The sequence below is a fragment of the Pseudomonas sp. GL_117 genome (genome assembly GCF_057835125.1).
Genome location: NZ_CM174418.1, coordinates 4,373,876 through 4,390,578 on the forward strand (window position 1 = coordinate 4,373,876; position 16,703 = coordinate 4,390,578).

Sequence of the window (16,703 nt, forward strand, 5' to 3'; positions counted from 1 at the left end):
GGCGGATTATGCCTGAGCCGGCCATGAAAACTCCACGCAGACACTGCGCCCGCCATCGGACCAGCGCACATCGCCGCTCAATTGACGGACCAGATTCAAGCCGCGACCGGACAGCCGATCAACGTCCAGGGGCCGTGCCAACACTTGATCCACGTCAAACCCGGCGCCGCTGTCTTCGATGCGCAAGGACAGCTGCCCGCCGCCCAGCGTCGGCACCACCTGCACATGCACACGCACATAGCCACTACTGAGCTGCGCCAGCCGCTCGTTGCGCTGGCGGTAGTAGTCGGCAAAACCGTGCACGTCGCGCTTGAGCCGCGAGTCCAGGCCCAGCACGCCATGCTCCAGGGCGTTGGAGTACAACTCGGCCATCACGCTGTACAGCGCCCCGCTCTGCTCGCGCAGGCCATGGACCTCCAGCAGCAACTGCAACAGGTACGGCAAGGGGTTGTGACGCTTGAGGGTTTCGGCGCGGAACTCGAAACTCACCGACCAATCCAGCGGGCACGACTGGCCGCTATCGGTATACAGCGGCCCCGTCGCACGCAGGGATGGCCCATCTTGCAGGGTGATTTCCACCATGCTCACATCGTCGCGCGCCTCACCGCGAAACGCGGCCAAGGCCTGCTCGATCTCTTCAAACAGCCGGTCGGGCTCGCGATTGGCGGCGAATACCTGATGTAAACGTTCGACGCCAAACAGCTGATCAGCGGTGTCAGCCGTGTCGAGTACGCCGTCGGAGAGCAAAAACACCCGGTCACCCAGGGCCATCGGCCAGACTTCGGTGCTGTCGTCAAACGCCTCGGCCGACAACACGCCCAACGGCAAATGCCGTGGCTCCAGCGCCGTACGCTTGCCGCTGGCGACTTCATGGACATAACCTTCGGGCATGCCACCGTTCCACACCTCCACCGCACGCCGCTGGGCGCTCAGGCACAACAGGGTGGCGCAACAGAACATGTCCACCGGCAGGATGCGTTTAAGCTTGACGTTCATTTCCCGCAGGATCTGGGCCAAGCCGTAGCCCTTGGCGGTCATGCCGTAGAACACCTCCGCCAGGGGCATGGCGCCGACCGCCGCCGGCAGGCCGTGGCCGGTAAAGTCGCCGAGCAGCACATGCATATCGCCCGACGGCGTATACGCGGCCAGCAGCAGGTCACCGTTGAACAGCGCATAGGGCGATTGCAGGTAGCGGATATTCGGCGCGGCGTTGATACAGCCCGAATGCGCGACTTTGTCGAACACCGCCTTGGCCACCCGCTGCTCGTGCACCAGGTAGTCGTGGTGCCTGGCGATCAGGTCGCGTTGCTGCAGTACCGTGGCCTGCAAACGGCGCAGGCGGTCCATGGCGTTGATCTTCGCCGCCAGGATCAGTTGGTTGTAGGGCTTGGCCAGGAAGTCATCACCGCCGGCATCCAGGCACTGGGCCAGGGCCGCGCTCTCGCGCAGGGAGGTCAGGAAGATGATCGGCACCAGCGCCTCACCGGCCAGTTGCTTGATCTGGCGCGCGGCTTCAAAACCGTCCATCACTGGCATCAGCGCGTCCATCAATACCAGTTGCGGGCGTTCGCGGGCAAACACCTGCACGGCATCGAGGCCGTTGCTGGCCGTGAGCACGCGGTGTCCCTGGCGCTTGACGATGGTCGACAACAACAGCACGTCGGCGGCGCTGTCTTCGGCAATCAGCACCGTCAACGGCTCCAGCACGGGGGCCAGGCCGCTCAACTGATGTCGAACAGTTTGTCGAAGTTGGAGATGGCGAGGATCTTGCGCACATCGGAGTTACTGTTGACCACCTGCACTTCCGAGTTGTCACCGCCGGCATGATCGCGCAGCAGCAGGAGCATGCCCAGGGCCGAGCTGTCCATGTAGGTGGTTTCCTTGAGGTCCACGACGTACAGCTCGGGCACCTTGTAGAAACGCTCATAGGCATCACGAAACACTTGGTGGCTGCCAAAATCGAAACGACCACGGATCGCGATCGTCAACTTCTTCCCATCCAGGGATACTTCGGACTCGACTGACATGTGACTGCTTCCTTGTCATAGGCGGTAGACAAAGGTTTAGCAGCTGAAGTGAATAGCAGCAACACAGCAGTTCAAATGTGGGAGCGGGCTTGCTCGCGAATGCGCTGGATCAGTCAATGAATTTTCCAACTGATACACCGCATTCGCGAGCAAGCCCGCTCCCACACAAGCCCTCATCCACATTCAGTATTGCGACGGGCGGGGCAGGCGCTGGGAGAGTTCATCCAGCAGCTTTTGCTCGCGCTTGTCTTCCAGCGCCCGCGCTTCGTCGATATAGCGCTGCACCAATTTGCGCAAGCCCTCGACCCGCGCATAGGCCTGCTGCCAGCTGTCGCGGGCCTTTTCGAAGTTGTTCTGGTGCCAGAGCAGGCTTTGGCGCTGCTGGTCGACGGCGGTCTCCAGCTGGTTGAGGAAGCCCTGGTAGCCCATCAACCACTGGCCCGACACACCTTGGGTCCCGCGCTCGATCCACTGCTGCTGGTACTCGCTGCGAAAGCGCTCCAGGTCGCCCAGCTTGCTTTCCGCCAGGCGCACCTGGCCCTGGAAATAGCCCAGACGTTGCACGGCGGTTTTTTCGGCCTTTTCGGCCATGTCCACCACCGGCGCCAGGCGTGAAGAGCGCGTACTGGCCATGGCTTAGCCGCCTGGCGCCGGGGCGAAGATCGAGCCCAGGTGCGCTTCGCTTTCACCCATGCTGATCTTGTCGTTGAGACCCTGGCGCAGGTAGGTCACCAGCTGCGGTTGCAGGGCAATCGCCAGATCGGTGTCACGGTCGCCACCGGCCACATAGGCACCGACGCTGATCAAGTCGCGGCTCTGCTGATAACGCGACCACAACTGCTTGAACTGTTGTGCGCGGGCCATATGCTGCGGCGTGACCACCGATGGCATCACCCGGCTGATGGACGCTTCGATGTCGATGGCCGGGTAGTGCCCCTCCTCCGCCAGGCGCCGCGACAGCACGATGTGGCCGTCAAGCACGCCCCGCGCCGAGTCGGCGATGGGGTCCTGCTGGTCATCGCCTTCGGACAACACCGTATAAAACGCAGTGATCGAGCCGCCACCGGCCTCGGCATTACCGGCACGCTCCACCAGTTTCGGCAGCTTGGCGAACACCGACGGCGGATAGCCCTTGGTCGCCGGCGGCTCGCCGATGGCCAGGGCGATTTCCCGCTGGGCCTGGGCGAAACGGGTAAGCGAGTCCATCAGCAACAGGACGTTCTTGCCCTTGTCGCGAAAATATTCGGCGATGCGCGTGCAATACATCGCGGCGCGCAAACGCATCAACGGCGCATCGTCCGCCGGGGAGGCGACCACCACCGAACGCTTGAGGCCTTCTTCGCCAAGGCTGTGCTCGATGAACTCCTTCACCTCGCGCCCCCGCTCGCCGATCAGCCCGACCACGATGATGTCGGCCTCGGTAAACCGGGTCATCATGCCCAGCAATACCGATTTACCCACACCCGTACCGGCAAACAGGCCCAGACGCTGGCCGCGCCCGACCGTCAATAATCCGTTGATGCTGCGAATGCCCACGTCCAGCGGCTGGCTGATCGGGTTGCGCTTGAGCGGGTTGATCGTCGGGCCGTCCATCGGCACCCAGTCTTCGGCCTTCATGCCACCCTTGCCGTCCAGCGCACGACCGGCGCCGTCGAGTACGCGGCCGAGCATGCTGATGCCCATCGGCAGGCGGCCGGTGTCGGCCAGGGGCACCACGCGGGCGCCGGGGGCAATACCGGCCAGGCTGCCAACGGGCATCAGGAAAATCTTGCTGCCGGAAAAGCCCATCACCTCGGCTTCAACCTGCACCGGGTGGTAGCTGTCGTCGTTGATCACCAGGCAGCGACTGCCCATGGCGGCACGCAGGCCTTCGGCTTCGAGGGTCAGGCCGACCATGCGCAACAGGCGCCCTTCGAGGATCGGTTGGCCGGGCAACTCGGTGGCCTCGGTGTAACCACTCAGGCGCTTGGCGAAGCTGGTGCGATCAAGGCGCATCGGGGGCGTCCAGGTCAACGCTCAGGTCGGGTTCGGCGGGGTTGAGCACCTGCTCGTGGGCTTGATCGAGCAGCTTGGCCATGATCTGGCTGACGCGCGTCTCCACGGTGGCGTCGATGCGGCTGTGCTCGGTCTCGACCCGGCAGCCACCGGGCTGCAACGCCGCATCTTCAACGATGCGCCAGGTTTCCTCATGGCGCTCGCGCAGGGCTTTGACCTGCTCGAAATCCTGCGGGTTGATGTACAGACGCACATTGCCGACGCCCAGAGGCAGCAGCTTGAGAGCTTCGCGCATGACGCTTTCGATTTGGCTGGAGTCGAGCACCAGTTCGCGCTGGATCACCTGGCGCGCAATGTGCTCCACCAGGCCGACCATGGTTTTTTCGATCTGCGAATCCTGCTCGGCAATCGGGTCGAACAACCCGACCATCAAGCGCTCCAGGCTGGAAAGCTTGACGGCCAGCGCAGCCTCGGCCTCCTGGCGCACCTTGAGCGTGGTGGCGCGAAAGCCGTCCTTTTCCCCGGCGGCAAAGCCTTCGTTGTAGGCTTCCTGGCGGATGCTTTCCAACTCTTCGAGGGTCAGTGGCTGGACTTCCTCCAGCGGCACTTCTTCCATTTCCGCCGGCACTTCGGGTTCCGGCTCGGGCTCGGGTTGCGGCACATGCGGATCGAAGCTGGGCAGCGACCAGATGTCGAACCCGCCGACATCCCGTGCGCGAATCAGATCGCTGGGTGCCTCATCTTTGTTCGACATCAGGGGCGCCTTAGATCATTTCTTCGCCGCCCTTCCCGCCGAGAACGATTTCTCCGGCTTCGGCCATACGGCGGGCAATGGTGAGGATTTCTTTCTGTGCGGTTTCCACGTCGCTGACGCGCACCGGGCCCTTGGCTTCGAGGTCGTCGCGCAACAGTTCGGAGGCACGCTTGGACATGTTCTTGAAGATCTTCTCTTTGACGCCTTCGTCCGAGCCCTTGAGGGCCAGCACCAGCACGTCGGAGGAGACTTCGCGCAGCAACGCCTGGATGCCACGGTCGTCGACATCGGAGAGGTTGTTGAACACGAACATGAGGTCTTCGATCTGGCCGGACAGGGTGTCGTCGATCTCGCGGATCGAGTCCATCAACTGGCCTTCGACCGAGCTGTCGAGGAAGTTCATGATGTCGGCGGCACGCTTGATACCACCCAGGGTGGTGCGCGCGGCGTTGGAGTTGCCGGAGAACTGCTTCTCCAGGATGGTGTTCAATTCTTTCAAGGCCGCCGGCTGCACAGTGTTCAGCGACGACACGCGCAGGATGATGTCCAGGCGCACTTTATGGTCGAAGTGGCCAAGCACTTCACCGGCCTGGTCCGGGTCGAGATACGCGACGACGATGGCCTGGATCTGCGGGTGCTCGAAGCGGATCACGTCGGCGACGGCGCGCGGTTCCATCCACTTGAGGCTGTCGAGACCACTGGTGTTGCCACCCAGCAGGATGCGATCGATCAGGCCGTTGGCCTTGTCTTCGCCCAAGGCCGAGGTGAGCATCTTGCGGATGTAGCTGTCGGAGCCGACGCCCAGGCTGGTCTGGTCGCCGACGATCTCGACGAACTCGCTCATCACCTGCTCGACTTGCTCGCGGTGCACATTGCGCATCTGCGCCATGGCCACGCCAACCCGCTGGACCTCTTTGGGGCCCATGTGGCGCAGCACTTGGGCGGCGTCGGTTTCACCGAGGGACAGCAGCAGCACGGCGGCTTTGTCGACCTTGGTCAGTTTGGCAACAGCGGCTCGATTATCACTCATCTGCGTTGATCCACTCTTTCACGACCTGGGCCACACGACCCGGGTCTTCTGCTACCAGACTTTTGATTGCGTTCAGCTGAGCGTCGTAACCTTCGCTCGGGCTTGGCAACAGGATGCTTTGCGGGCCGCCGAGGCTGACGCGGTCGTTGGCCAGTTCGCCATCCAGGCCGCCCATGCCACCCAACTCCACGTCGCCGCCACCAAAGGCCGCCAGTTGTTTCTTGCTGCCATTGCCGGTGATGTTGTTGAGCACCGGGCGCAGCACGCCGAACACCAGTACCAGGATGAACAACACACCCAACACTTGCTTGACGATGTCCCAGAACCACGGCTGCGTATAGAACGCCGCTTCGGCAATCACTTCGCCACGCTCGGCGGAGAACGGCATGTTGATCACGCTGACGCTGTCGCCACGGCTTGCGTCAAAACCGACCGCGTCCTGCACCAGGCGGGTGAAACGCGCCAATTCATCGGCGCCCCATGGGGCACGGGTAATGGTGCCGTCAGCGGCATTGACCTTGACCTGGTCATCGACCACCACCGACACCGACAGGCGATTGACGCGGCCCTGCTGTTGCTTGGTGTGGCTGATGGAACGGTCGAGCTCGAAGTTCTTGGTGGACTGGTTACGCTTGTCCGCCGGGTACGGTGCGAGCATTGGCTGGCCGGTGGCCGGGTCCATGATCTGCTGGCCGTTGGCGTCCAACAGCGGTTGGCCCGGGGCGATGGCGCCTGCGGTGGCTGCGGCGCCGCCGGTGGTTTGCGGGGCCGAGGCCGGGGTTGGTGGCTGGTTGCTCAGGGCACCCGGCACACCTTGCGGGCCACTGCTGGCGGTGCGTTGTTCGCTGGTGGACTGCTCGCTGCGCAGCGCCGGCTGGTCCGGGTTGAATTGTTCGGAAGTCGACTCGACGGCACTGAAGTCCACATCGGCTGACACTTCAGCCTTGTAGCGGTCGTTGCCCAGCACAGGTTGCAGGATGTTGTGCACACGCTGGGTGAGCATGCTTTCCATGCGGCGGCTGTAGTCGAACTGCTTGCCTGCCTGGGTCAGTGCCGAGTTTTCGGCCATGTCCGACAGCAGGTTGCCCTTCTGGTCGACCACGGTGATTTGCGACTTGCTCAGCTCGGGAACGCTGGTGGCCACCAGGTTGATGATCGCCAGCACCTGGCCAGGCTCCAGGGAGCGGCCGGAGAACAGCTCCACCAGGACCGAGGCGCTTGGCTTGCGTTCGTCACGTACAAACACCGAGCTCTTCGGGATGGCCAAGTGCACGCGGGCGCCCTTGACGTTGTTCAGGCTGGAGATGGTGCGGGCCAGCTCGCCTTCCAGGCCACGACGGTAGCGGGTGGCTTCCATGAACTGGGAAGTGCCCAGGCCCTGGTCTTTGTCGAGAATTTCAAAACCGATGTTGGCGTCGGACGGCGTCACGCCGGCAGCGGCGAGCTTCATGCGCGCACGGGCCACGTCGTCGGCCTTGACCAGCAAGGCGCCGGAATTGGGCTCGACGGTGTAGGCGATGTCGGCGGCGGCGAGGGTTTCCATGATCTGCTTGGAGTCCATGCCCGCCAGGCTGCCGTACAACGGCCGGTAATCCGGTTGCTGCGACCACAGCACCACGGCAAAACCAATCGCCACGCTGGCAGCCAGGCCGACCATCAGGCCTACCTGACGCAGCATGGTCATTTCGGAGAGGTTTTCCAGGAACGACAGGCCAAACAGCGGCGGTTTGCCGTCTGCCTTGGCGGGTGCGTTGTCCACGACTGCTTCTGCCATGACTTAAATCTCGTCCTTAAACCGGCATCTGCATGATGTCTTGATAAGCCTGAACCAGCTTGTTACGCACCTGGGTCAACGCCTGGAACGACACGCTGGCTTTTTGCGAGGCGACCATCACATCGGTGAGGTCCACGCCGCTTTTGCCGATTTCGAACGCGCTCGCCAATTGGTTGGACGCTTGTTGGGTGTCACTGACTTTATTGATTGCCGAACCGAGCATGTCGGCGAAACTGCTTTGGCCCAATTCCGGCGCTGGCGCGACGGATTTCGGTTGAGCCATGGCATCCATTTGCATGGAGCGCATATCCAACATCAACCGATTGAACTCAATACCCTGGCTCATGACCTTCTCTCTCCGACAACCCGCATTTTTTTTGACACTACGCCGCAATTACCAAGGGAAGTAGCAACAAGGGTGCCAGCTCTGTATCGATTCGTAAGAAAAGGCGACAAACCTTGTCGGTCTTAATACCGACTAGGTGGCAAACAGATAAGCTTCCACATCCATCCCCGCATCGCGCATTTGCGCCAGCTTGTAGCGCAGGGTGCGCGGGCTGATGCCCAGGCGTTCGGCAGCCTCTTTGCGCCGGCCGCGCTCGGCGCGCAGGGTGTCGATGATCATCTGAAATTCGCGGCGGCGCAGGTCGTCGCCCAACGCTCCGGCAGACTCGGCCTCGGCCACCACTGGCGCGGGCGCCAAGGTCGGCAGTGGCGCGGCACCGCTGCCCATGGCCAGGCAGAAATCCTGGGGTTGGATCAGGCCGCCCTGTTGCAGGATCAGCGCGCGCTGGATCGCGTTATCCAACTCGCGCACGTTGCCGGGCCACGGGTAGGCGATCAGGCAGGCCTGGGCCTCGGCCGACAAGCGCGCCTGGGCGTGCTTCATTTTTTTGACGTGGTTATTCAGCAGGCGCTCAGCCAGCGGCACGATGTCGGCCGGGCGTTCACGCAGCGGGCGCCAGGCCAGGGGGAACACCGAGAGCCGGTAGAACAGGTCTTCACGGAAGCGCCCCGCCGCCACTTCACCCGCCAGGTCGCGGTTGGTGGTGGCGACCACGCGAATATCCAATTGGATCGGCTTGCGCGCGCCGACCCGCTCCACCTCGCGCTCCTGTAGCACCCGCAGCAATTTGGCTTGCAGACCCAGGGGCATTTCGGAGATTTCATCGAGCAGGATGGTGCCGCCGTCGGCCTGTTCGAACTTGCCGGCCTGGGCCGCGATGGCGCCGGTAAATGAGCCTTTTTCGTGGCCGAACAGGGTGGCTTCAAGCATGTTGTCCGGGATCGCCGCGCAGTTGATCGCAATGAACGGCTGGCTGGCGCGTCTGGATTGCTGGTGGATGTAGCGCGCCAGCACTTCCTTGCCGGTGCCGGACTCGCCGGAGATCAGCACTGTGGAATCGCTGCGCGCGACACGGGCCGCCAGTTCCAGCAACTGGGCGCTGGCCGGCTCGAAGGCAATCGGGCCTTCGCCGTCGCTGGCCGAGATCATCCCAAGGGCATGGCGCGCGACCAGGTCGATCAAGGCCTTCGGCTCAAAAGGCTTGACCAGATAGTCTGCCGCCCCCTGACGCATGGCATCCACCGCGCGCTCTACCGCGCCGTGGGCGGTCATCAGCAACACTGGCAGCTGTGGCTGGCGCGCGCGCAGCAGGCCGAGCAATTGGTGACCATCCATGCCAGGCATGTTGACGTCGCTGACCACCAAGCTGAAGGACTCCTGCTCTACCGCCTCCAAGGCTTCCTCGGCCGAGCCGACCGCCCGATAGTCATGGCCCGCCAACAGCAGCGTGTCAGCCAGTGCTTCACGCAGGGCGCGGTCGTCTTCTACCAATAAAACCTTGATTGCCATGTTCGTTTACTCCGTGCTTGCCACGCCTGAAAACAGCGGCAAGGTCATCAATGCACAGGTGCCACGCCCCACACGGGAACGCAGCTGCAATTCTCCCTGATGGGCGCGTGCCACGGCCTTGACCACGGTCAGGCCGAGGCCCGTTCCGTTGGTCTTGGTGGTGAAAAAGGGTTCGCCCAGGCGCCGCAGTACCTGCGGGTCGATGCCGCTGCCACTGTCGCTGATGCACAGGCGCAGGGTTTGTTCGCGGCAGTACAGGTGAATCTTCAGGCGTGCGCCGGGGGCGCTGGCCTGGGTGGCGTTTTCGATCAGGTTGAGCAGCGCGCCGACCAGGGTGTCGCGATTGCACAGCAGTTCGCCGAGGTGGCTGTCGCACTGCCAGCGCACCTGGACGTCCTGGATATGGGTACTCGCAGCCGCTTGCAGGGCACGCATCAGCTCGGCCGGGGTGATGCGGTCGGTGAGCGGCAACTCGCCACGGGCGAACACCAGCATGTCGCGCACTTGGTGTTCCAACTCGTGCAGGCGCTCCTTGAGACGCCCGGCAAACCGCTGCTGGGTCTGTGGTGGCAATTGCTCATCAGTCAAATGACTGGCGTAGATCAACGCGGCCGACAGGGGCGTACGGATCTGATGCGCCAAAGAAGCGACCATCCGCCCTAGCGACGACAAACGCTCATGCCGCGCCAACTGGTCTTGCAGGTGACGGGTTTCGGTCAGGTCGTTGAGCAGCACCAACTGGCCGGGCTCGGCATCCAGGGAGCGGGTGGCGATGGACAGGCGGCGCCCGTCTTTCAGGGAGATTTCATGGCCATCGTCTTCACGCGGGGCGAAACAGCGGGTGATGACGTGGCGCCACAGCTCGCCTTCCAGTGGCAGGCCGAGCAGGTCGCAGGCGGCCGGGTTGGCCTCGCGCACGCGGCCGTCTTCGTCGATGACGATCACGCCACCAGGCAACAGCGACAACAGGTTTTGCAGACGGTTGGCCAGGCGCTCTTTTTCGGCCAGCTCTTGCATGCGCTGGGCGCTGACCACTTCCAGCTCGCCCTTGAGCTCGGACACCCGGGCTTCAAGCAGGCTGTAGGAGTCCGTCAGTTGGCTGGACATCTGATTGAACAGCGAAAAGGCCTGTTCCAGGCCATTGCGACTGAGCTGCTCGGCGTCAGGCACCGAAGATAGTTGGGCGGCGTGGGGCATCATGCTCTCTCGCTTGGCTGACCGTCAGTTAAACGGAACGTTGCGAGGGCTGTAGCAATACTTGTGCCGAAAAAAAACCGCTGATTAATCAGCGGCTTGGAAAACAGGCGTCAATCATCCGCCTGTTCATCACCTTCTCGACGGCTCATGCCGTACTTGCGCATCTTCTCCACCAGGGTGGTACGGCGGATACGCAAGCGCTCGGCGGCGCGGGCGACGATGCCGTTGGCGTCGTCCAGGGCCTGTTGGATCAGGCCTTGTTCCAGGTTGCCGAGGTAATCCTTCAGGTCGAGGCCTTCCGGCGGCAGCATGGCGGTGGAACCGAAGTCCGGGGTATGGCCGTTGATGGCTACACGCTCTTCCATGTCGCTGCGCAGGCTGTCGAGTTGCTCGTCTTCGTCGTCGACGTAGCGGAATTTCTTCGGCAACTCGACCACGCCGATCACACCGTAGGGATGCATGATCGCCATGCGCTCGACCAGGTTGGCCAGCTCCCGCACGTTGCCCGGCCAGCCGTGGCGGCACAGGGACATGATCGCCGCGGAGTTGAACCGGATCGAGCCGCGCTTTTCGTGCTCCATGCGCGAGATCAGTTCGTTCATCAGCAGCGGGATGTCTTCGACGCGCTCGCGCAGCGGGGCCATCTCGATCGGGAAGACGTTGAGGCGGTAGTACAGGTCTTCGCGGAAGCTGCCGACCTCGATCATGCTTTCGAGGTTCTTGTGGGTCGCCGCGATGATGCGTACATCGACGCTCTGGGTCTTGTTGCTGCCCACGCGCTCGAAGGTGCGCTCCTGCAACACGCGCAGCAGCTTGACTTGCATCGGCAGCGGCATGTCGCCGATTTCGTCGAGGAACAGGGTGCCGCCGTTGGCCAGCTCGAAACGCCCGGCACGGCTGGTGATCGCCCCGGTAAAGGCGCCCTTCTCGTGGCCGAACAATTCGCTTTCGAGCAGCTCTGCCGGGATCGCCCCGCAGTTGACCGGCACAAAGGGCCCGTCACGACGCTTGGAGTGGTAGTGCAGGTTGCGCGCCACCACTTCCTTGCCAGTGCCCGACTCGCCGAGGATCAGCACGCTGGCGTCGGTATCGGCCACTTGCTGCATCATCTGGCGCACGTGCTGGATCGCACGGCTGGTGCCGACCAGGCTGCGGAACAGGTTGGGTTCACGGTGGCGACCGCGCTCGCGGGCCTGGTCGTACATCTCGCGATAGACCTGGGCGCGGTGCAGGGAATCAAGCAATTTGCTGTAGCTGGGCGGCATTTCCAGGGAGGAAAGTACCCGGCGACGCTGGTCTTCGGGCAGGTCGACGGGAGAAATTTCGCCAATTAGCAAAACTGGAAGGAACTCATCCCAGGTGGACAGTGTCTTTAACAAGCCCAAAACAGCGCCAGGAGCGTTTACCGTCCCGATCAGCACACAAATGACTTCACGGCTCGATGACAATGAGCTGACCGCCTGCTGCCAGTCATGGCTGCCGCAGGGCAGATTTTCTTCGCCAAGAAAATTCAAAATCACCGCTAAATCGCGGCGGCGGACGCTATCGTCATCAATCAGCAGAATTTTGGTTTCACGCCACATGCAATAGCAACTTCCCTAGTAAAACTTCCTGCCCAAGAATGAGGGCAATCAAGACGCTTGTACGATTTTGTACCTTACTAGACGTCTGAAATCTGAAAACAGCACTAGTTAAGTCAAAAATGCTGGCACAGTCAAATATATGACGCACCGTTCGGACCAACTGACGCTATTCAGCCGAACAGATGGTAAACCTTTGACGCATTTTTAGCTTGGTTGATCTGCGACATCTCTTCAAAAATCGCCTGTCTTTCGCCCGTCGTCACTTCCAGCAACTGCTGATATACCGCCAGCAGACTTTCGAGTTTTTCGCGCAACATGCTCTCGTCTTCCGGCGCTTCGCTGAGCGCCTCATCGATCACACTGCGGCAACCCAGATCGAGCTCGCCAATGGCGTCCCAATTGCGCTCCGCCAGCGCGCCCATCAGCGCCTCGCGAGTTTCATCAATGCGTTGCAGTGCATGGCTCATGACGTGATCCTCAAGGCCCTCAGGCCTTATTCAGCGGCGGCCTGCGGCGCGCCAATAGCATCCCAGCCTTCTTTTACGGTAATCAGCAAACGGGCGACTTCGTCGATCATGTCCGCATCGTTATGCAGGTTCGCTTCCATCAGACGGTTGGTCATGTAGGCGTACAGGCTTTCCAACTGCTGGACGTAAGCCGGGTTGTCACTTTTCTGGGCGTCGAGCCCATCACGCAGGCCGATCACGATGTCGATGGCCTTGCCGAGCATCAAACCCTTTGCCGCGATGTCACCACGTGCCAACGCACCTTTGGCCTGGGCCATGCGGTCGAGCCCACCTTCCATCAGCATCTGCACCAGACGATGAGGGCTGGCTTCGGAGATCTGAGCATGGGAATTGACCTTCTGGTATTGGCGAAGGGCTCTCATGGGATTCATGTTTCTACCTCGTGACGGGCGACAGCGGAAAGTGGTTGAGTAACCAATATGTCGACTGGCTCGCAAAAAGCTTTAGCGCCAGTCGTCTCTCGATAAAAAAGGCCAGGCAGGTCGCCTGGCCTTTTTTTATGACGCGGGATCAACTATTGGTCTTTACGTTGTTCAGCGCATTGAGCGTGGTCATGACACTGGTGCTTTGCTGGCGCAATTGGGCGACCAGGGTGTCCATGGCGTTGTATTTGGCCGACAGGCTGTTGGTGAGCAAGGTCATGCGCTCGTCCAGGGTGGACTGCTCCTTGGTCAGGTCCTTGAGCGTATCCGACAAGGAGGTCGAACGCGTAGCCAGGATGCCGGTGCTGGCCTTGGCGAAATCGTCGGTGGCGCTTTTCATCCGCGCCAGCATGCCGTCCTTGCCGGAGAACATGCTGTTGATGTCGGCCGCGTTGGTTTTAACCGCTGCATCCCACTTCTTGTCATCGATCGTCAGCAGGCCAGTGGTCGAACTGGTGCTCACGCCAAATTGTGCCAGGGACTTCAACGCCCCTGTGCCCGACAGCGTGTTGAACTCGTTGCGAATCGCGCTCTGCAGGGAGCGCATGGTCGAGTCGCCCGTCAGCGTTGCCGCCGTGGTGCTACCGTCCAGGTTCTTGGTGACCTTGGTTTCGGCGTTCATCGCAGTGATCAAGGCGTTATAGGTATCAATGAAACCCTTGACCCCGGACTTGAGCGCCGTGGTGTTGGTGCTCACCGTGATTAGCGTGGCGTTTCTCACCGGGTTATCACTGACATCACCTGCCGTCTTGAGCGCCGAAACCGACACCAGCTTGATGTTCACACCACTGAGTGCCCCTTCAATGTTGTTGGTCTTGGACACCGAAGAAACACCATCGATGCTGTACAACGCATCCTTGGGCTCATCAACGACACTAGCCCCGACATCCAATCCCGAATCACCCGAAAGCGTCAGGTCAGAGCCCGTACCCATCTTGGTCGACGTCAGGATCAACCGGGAACCATTGGAGTCGGTCTGGATGTTGGCGCTCAATCCCGACGTACCAAACTGGGTGTTGATCGAATCCCGCACCTGCTGCAAGGTCGCACCGGCCGGGATATTCAAGTCATAGTTTTTGCTGGACTGGGTAATCGTCAGCGTCGTCGACTTGTTGGTGGCATTCACCACCGAAGAAGTACCACCGGAAAAATTGGCGCTGGACAGCTTCGACGCCTGGGCCAATTGGTTGACGATCAGTCGGAAGCTACCTGTCGAGGCGGTATTGCTGGAGGTCATGGTCGCGACTTTTTCATCCGAGGACGAACCCGTCAGGCCGGTAAAGCTGCTGTCCTTGGCCATCGTGTCGAGCGCACCACGAAACGCGTCCAGCGCCGCTTGAATCTTGCCGATCGAAGACAGCGTGGTGGTCGCTTTCGCTGATGCGGTATTGATCTGCGTCTGCTTGGGCACCTTTTCGGCGTTCACCAAGGACGTCACGATCGCCTGCGTATCGATATTGGAACCGATACCACTTACCGTTGAACCCGCCATCTTCGTATCTCCTGTTCGGTGGCTGCCGTTATCTTGACTTATTGCGCCTCAAGACCTGACAACAACAAGTTTCATGCCAGCTCAGGCCTTGTCGTCGAACAACAAGCTGCTGGCGCTGGAAAGGCTCTGTGCCAGTTTCAATGCCGTTTCCGACGGAATCTGGCGAATCACTTCACCACTGTCGGTGGCGATGACCTTGACCACCACGCGATGGGTGGAGTCATCAATGGAAAAATCCAGGCTGCGCTGGGCAGCTTGAACGAATTCTCGAATATCGGTTACTGCTTGTTCCAGGTCGGCACGCTCAGGCTGTTTTGCTGTGGCGGCGGCTTCCTGGGCTTTTGGAACGGCTTTATCAGTCACTACCTGGGCAGATGCGCTTAGGGGTGCAACCGGCGGATAAGACTGGTTCAGCTTTACACTCATGTCCATGTCCAATCTCCTCTAAACCGAAAAAACGGAAGGGCACGTAGACGCACCCTTCCGTTAGTTACCAAGCGCTGGGATTACTGAAGCAGCTTCAGTACAGCGGATGGCAGCTGGTTAGCCTGCGACAGGATCGCGGTGGAAGCCGACTGCAGGGTTTGTTGCTTGGTCAGTTCGGCGGTTTCGGAAGCGAAGTCGACGTCCTGAACGGTGGAACGTGCAGCGGTGGAGTTCTTCTGAATGTTCTGCAGGTTGTCTGCAGTGGTAGTCAGACGGTTCTGAGTAGCACCCAGGCCCGAACGAACGCCGTCGATGGTGCCGATGGCCTTGTCGATAACAGCCAGCGCGTTTTGAGCGTTGGTAGAGTCGGTCACGTCGGTGTTAGAGATGGTGGTCTTGGTCGACGAAACGGTAGCAGCCGCGAACAAGTCCGATACACCAGTACCAGCGTCGCTCAGGGAGTAGCCTTTAGCCGAATCCAGGGAAACCTCACCGGTCACAACGATTGCAGCAGCACCCAGAGCAGCCGGGGTGGCGAATGCGCCAGCGCCGTCTTTAGCGCCAACCAGGATGTTGGTCTGGGCGTTGGCATCAGCACCCGAGAACGACAGGTTTTCGCCGGAATCCGACTTAACCGACAGGGTTTTGTTGGATTCGTCGTAGTTAACGCTGATGCCCAGTTTGGCAGCGTTCGATTTCAGCTGGTCAGCCAGGCCGGCCAGGTCCTTCACGCCGACGAAATCAACAGCATTACCGCTACCTACAGCCAGTTTGAAGTTCGACGGAGTGGCAGCGCCTACATCCAGTTTGACTTCAGTGCTGGCGGTAGCGGTCAGGCCACCGATCGAACCGTTCAGGCCCGCAGCGATGTCTTTAGCCGAAGCGCCTGCAGCGTAGTTTACGGTTTTGGTCTGACCGTTGCCGGTAACAGTGATGGCGCCGCCAGCCAGGCCAGTGGCGCTAGGTACGATGGCCTTGGTTTTGATCTGCTGCGAACCAATGTTGTTGGCTGCAACGTTTTCCAGGCTCAGGTTGATGGTTTCGTTAGCGTTGGCGCCAACCTGGATGGCTTTGGTACCGTACGAACCGTCCAGCAGCTTCTGGCCACCGAAAGTAGTGGTTTGCGAGATACGGGTCAGTTCCGAAGTCAGAGCCTGGTATTCGTCGTTGTTCGACTTACGGTCGTCAGCGCTCAGGGAACCGGTAGCGGAGGACAGAGCCAGGGTACGCATTTTTTGCAGGATGTCGGTCGAAGCCTGCATCGCGCCTTCAGCGGTCTGAGCGATGGAGATACCATCGTTCACGTTTTTTACTGCTTGGCCCAGGCCGTTGATTTGGCTGGTCAGGCGGTTAGCGATCTGCAGGCCTGCAGCGTCGTCTTTAGCGCTGTTGATACGCAGGCCGGAAGACAGGCGCTGCATGGAGGTGGCCAGGGCGCCGCCGGCTTTGTTCAGGTTGCCCTGAGTAGTGATCGAAGCAATGTTGGTGTTTACTGTTAAAGCCATGACGAAATCCTCGTTGGATGGATACTGCGGCTTCCGGCCCTGGCAACCGCCGGGTGTGGCCTGAGAACCTACGTAATAGTTATCGTCGTGCTGGGCAGTTGCTTGAGGATTTTTTT

At 60.9% G+C, this 16,703-nt stretch carries 16 protein-coding genes; all 16 read right to left on the reverse strand.

The features are described from left to right. Positions 1-6: 6 nt before the first annotated feature. Complete coding sequence (locus tag AC3ISR_RS19815; protein WP_463984084.1) at positions 7-1,725, reverse strand: SpoIIE family protein phosphatase; 1,719 nt, start codon at positions 1,723-1,725, stop codon at positions 7-9. Beyond that, positions 1,722-2,027, reverse strand: coding sequence for an STAS domain-containing protein (locus AC3ISR_RS19820; protein ID WP_192297008.1), 306 nt, complete (start codon positions 2,025-2,027; stop codon positions 1,722-1,724). Before AC3ISR_RS19820 ends, AC3ISR_RS19815 begins: the two co-directional genes overlap by 4 nt. 183 nt (positions 2,028-2,210) lie before the next feature. Further along, positions 2,211-2,660 carry a flagellar export protein FliJ gene (gene fliJ, locus AC3ISR_RS19825; protein ID WP_192297009.1) on the reverse strand — a complete coding sequence of 150 codons (450 nt, stop codon included), beginning with the start codon at positions 2,658-2,660 and terminating at the stop codon, positions 2,211-2,213. A 3-nt stretch (positions 2,661-2,663) separates the two neighbouring features. Continuing rightward, complete coding sequence (gene fliI / locus AC3ISR_RS19830; protein WP_192297010.1) at positions 2,664-4,022, reverse strand: flagellar protein export ATPase FliI; 1,359 nt, start codon at positions 4,020-4,022, stop codon at positions 2,664-2,666. Continuing rightward, positions 4,012-4,776 (reverse strand): flagellar assembly protein FliH, encoded by a 765-nt coding sequence (gene fliH, locus AC3ISR_RS19835; protein ID WP_192297011.1) that lies wholly within the window; start codon positions 4,774-4,776, stop codon positions 4,012-4,014. Before fliH ends, fliI begins: the two co-directional genes overlap by 11 nt. Positions 4,777-4,786: 10 nt before the next feature. Continuing rightward, a complete protein-coding gene (gene fliG / locus AC3ISR_RS19840) occupies positions 4,787-5,806 on the reverse strand; it encodes a flagellar motor switch protein FliG (protein ID WP_017735208.1) in 1,020 nt (339 codons plus the stop codon). Further along, complete coding sequence (gene fliF / locus AC3ISR_RS19845; protein WP_192297012.1) at positions 5,799-7,580, reverse strand: flagellar basal-body MS-ring/collar protein FliF; 1,782 nt, start codon at positions 7,578-7,580, stop codon at positions 5,799-5,801. Before fliF ends, fliG begins: the two co-directional genes overlap by 8 nt. Before the next feature lie 16 nt (positions 7,581-7,596). Further along, positions 7,597-7,926 carry a flagellar hook-basal body complex protein FliE gene (fliE, locus tag AC3ISR_RS19850; RefSeq protein ID WP_192297013.1) on the reverse strand — a complete coding sequence of 110 codons (330 nt, stop codon included), beginning with the start codon at positions 7,924-7,926 and terminating at the stop codon, positions 7,597-7,599. Positions 7,927-8,058: 132 nt separating this feature from the next. Then, complete coding sequence (locus AC3ISR_RS19855) at positions 8,059-9,435, reverse strand: sigma-54-dependent transcriptional regulator (RefSeq protein WP_192297014.1); 1,377 nt, start codon at positions 9,433-9,435, stop codon at positions 8,059-8,061. A gap of 6 nt (positions 9,436-9,441) precedes the next feature. Next, positions 9,442-10,632: a sensor histidine kinase gene (locus AC3ISR_RS19860; RefSeq protein ID WP_192297015.1), complete on the reverse strand. Its 1,191-nt coding sequence runs from the start codon at positions 10,630-10,632 to the stop codon at positions 9,442-9,444. Between the two features lie 110 nt (positions 10,633-10,742). Next, entirely contained in the window at positions 10,743-12,215 is a 1,473-nt protein-coding gene (locus AC3ISR_RS19865) for a sigma-54 dependent transcriptional regulator (RefSeq protein WP_192297016.1), read from the reverse strand. 170 nt (positions 12,216-12,385) lie between these two features. Then, positions 12,386-12,682 (reverse strand): flagellar protein FliT, encoded by a 297-nt coding sequence (gene fliT / locus AC3ISR_RS19870; RefSeq protein WP_192297017.1) that lies wholly within the window; start codon positions 12,680-12,682, stop codon positions 12,386-12,388. 26 nt (positions 12,683-12,708) lie between these two features. Further along, positions 12,709-13,113, reverse strand: a complete 405-nt coding sequence (gene fliS / locus AC3ISR_RS19875; protein WP_192297018.1) for a flagellar export chaperone FliS — start codon at positions 13,111-13,113, stop codon at positions 12,709-12,711. Positions 13,114-13,252: 139 nt separating this feature from the next. Then, positions 13,253-14,656: a flagellar filament capping protein FliD gene (fliD, locus tag AC3ISR_RS19880; RefSeq protein ID WP_192297019.1), complete on the reverse strand. Its 1,404-nt coding sequence runs from the start codon at positions 14,654-14,656 to the stop codon at positions 13,253-13,255. Between the two features lie 81 nt (positions 14,657-14,737). Further along, on the reverse strand, positions 14,738-15,088 hold the full coding sequence (locus AC3ISR_RS19885) for a flagellar protein FlaG (RefSeq protein WP_192297020.1): 351 nt from the start codon (positions 15,086-15,088) through the stop codon (positions 14,738-14,740). Positions 15,089-15,162: 74 nt separating this feature from the next. Then, positions 15,163-16,587, reverse strand: a complete 1,425-nt coding sequence (locus tag AC3ISR_RS19890) for a flagellin N-terminal helical domain-containing protein (protein ID WP_192297021.1) — start codon at positions 16,585-16,587, stop codon at positions 15,163-15,165. Positions 16,588-16,703 lie beyond the last annotated feature (116 nt).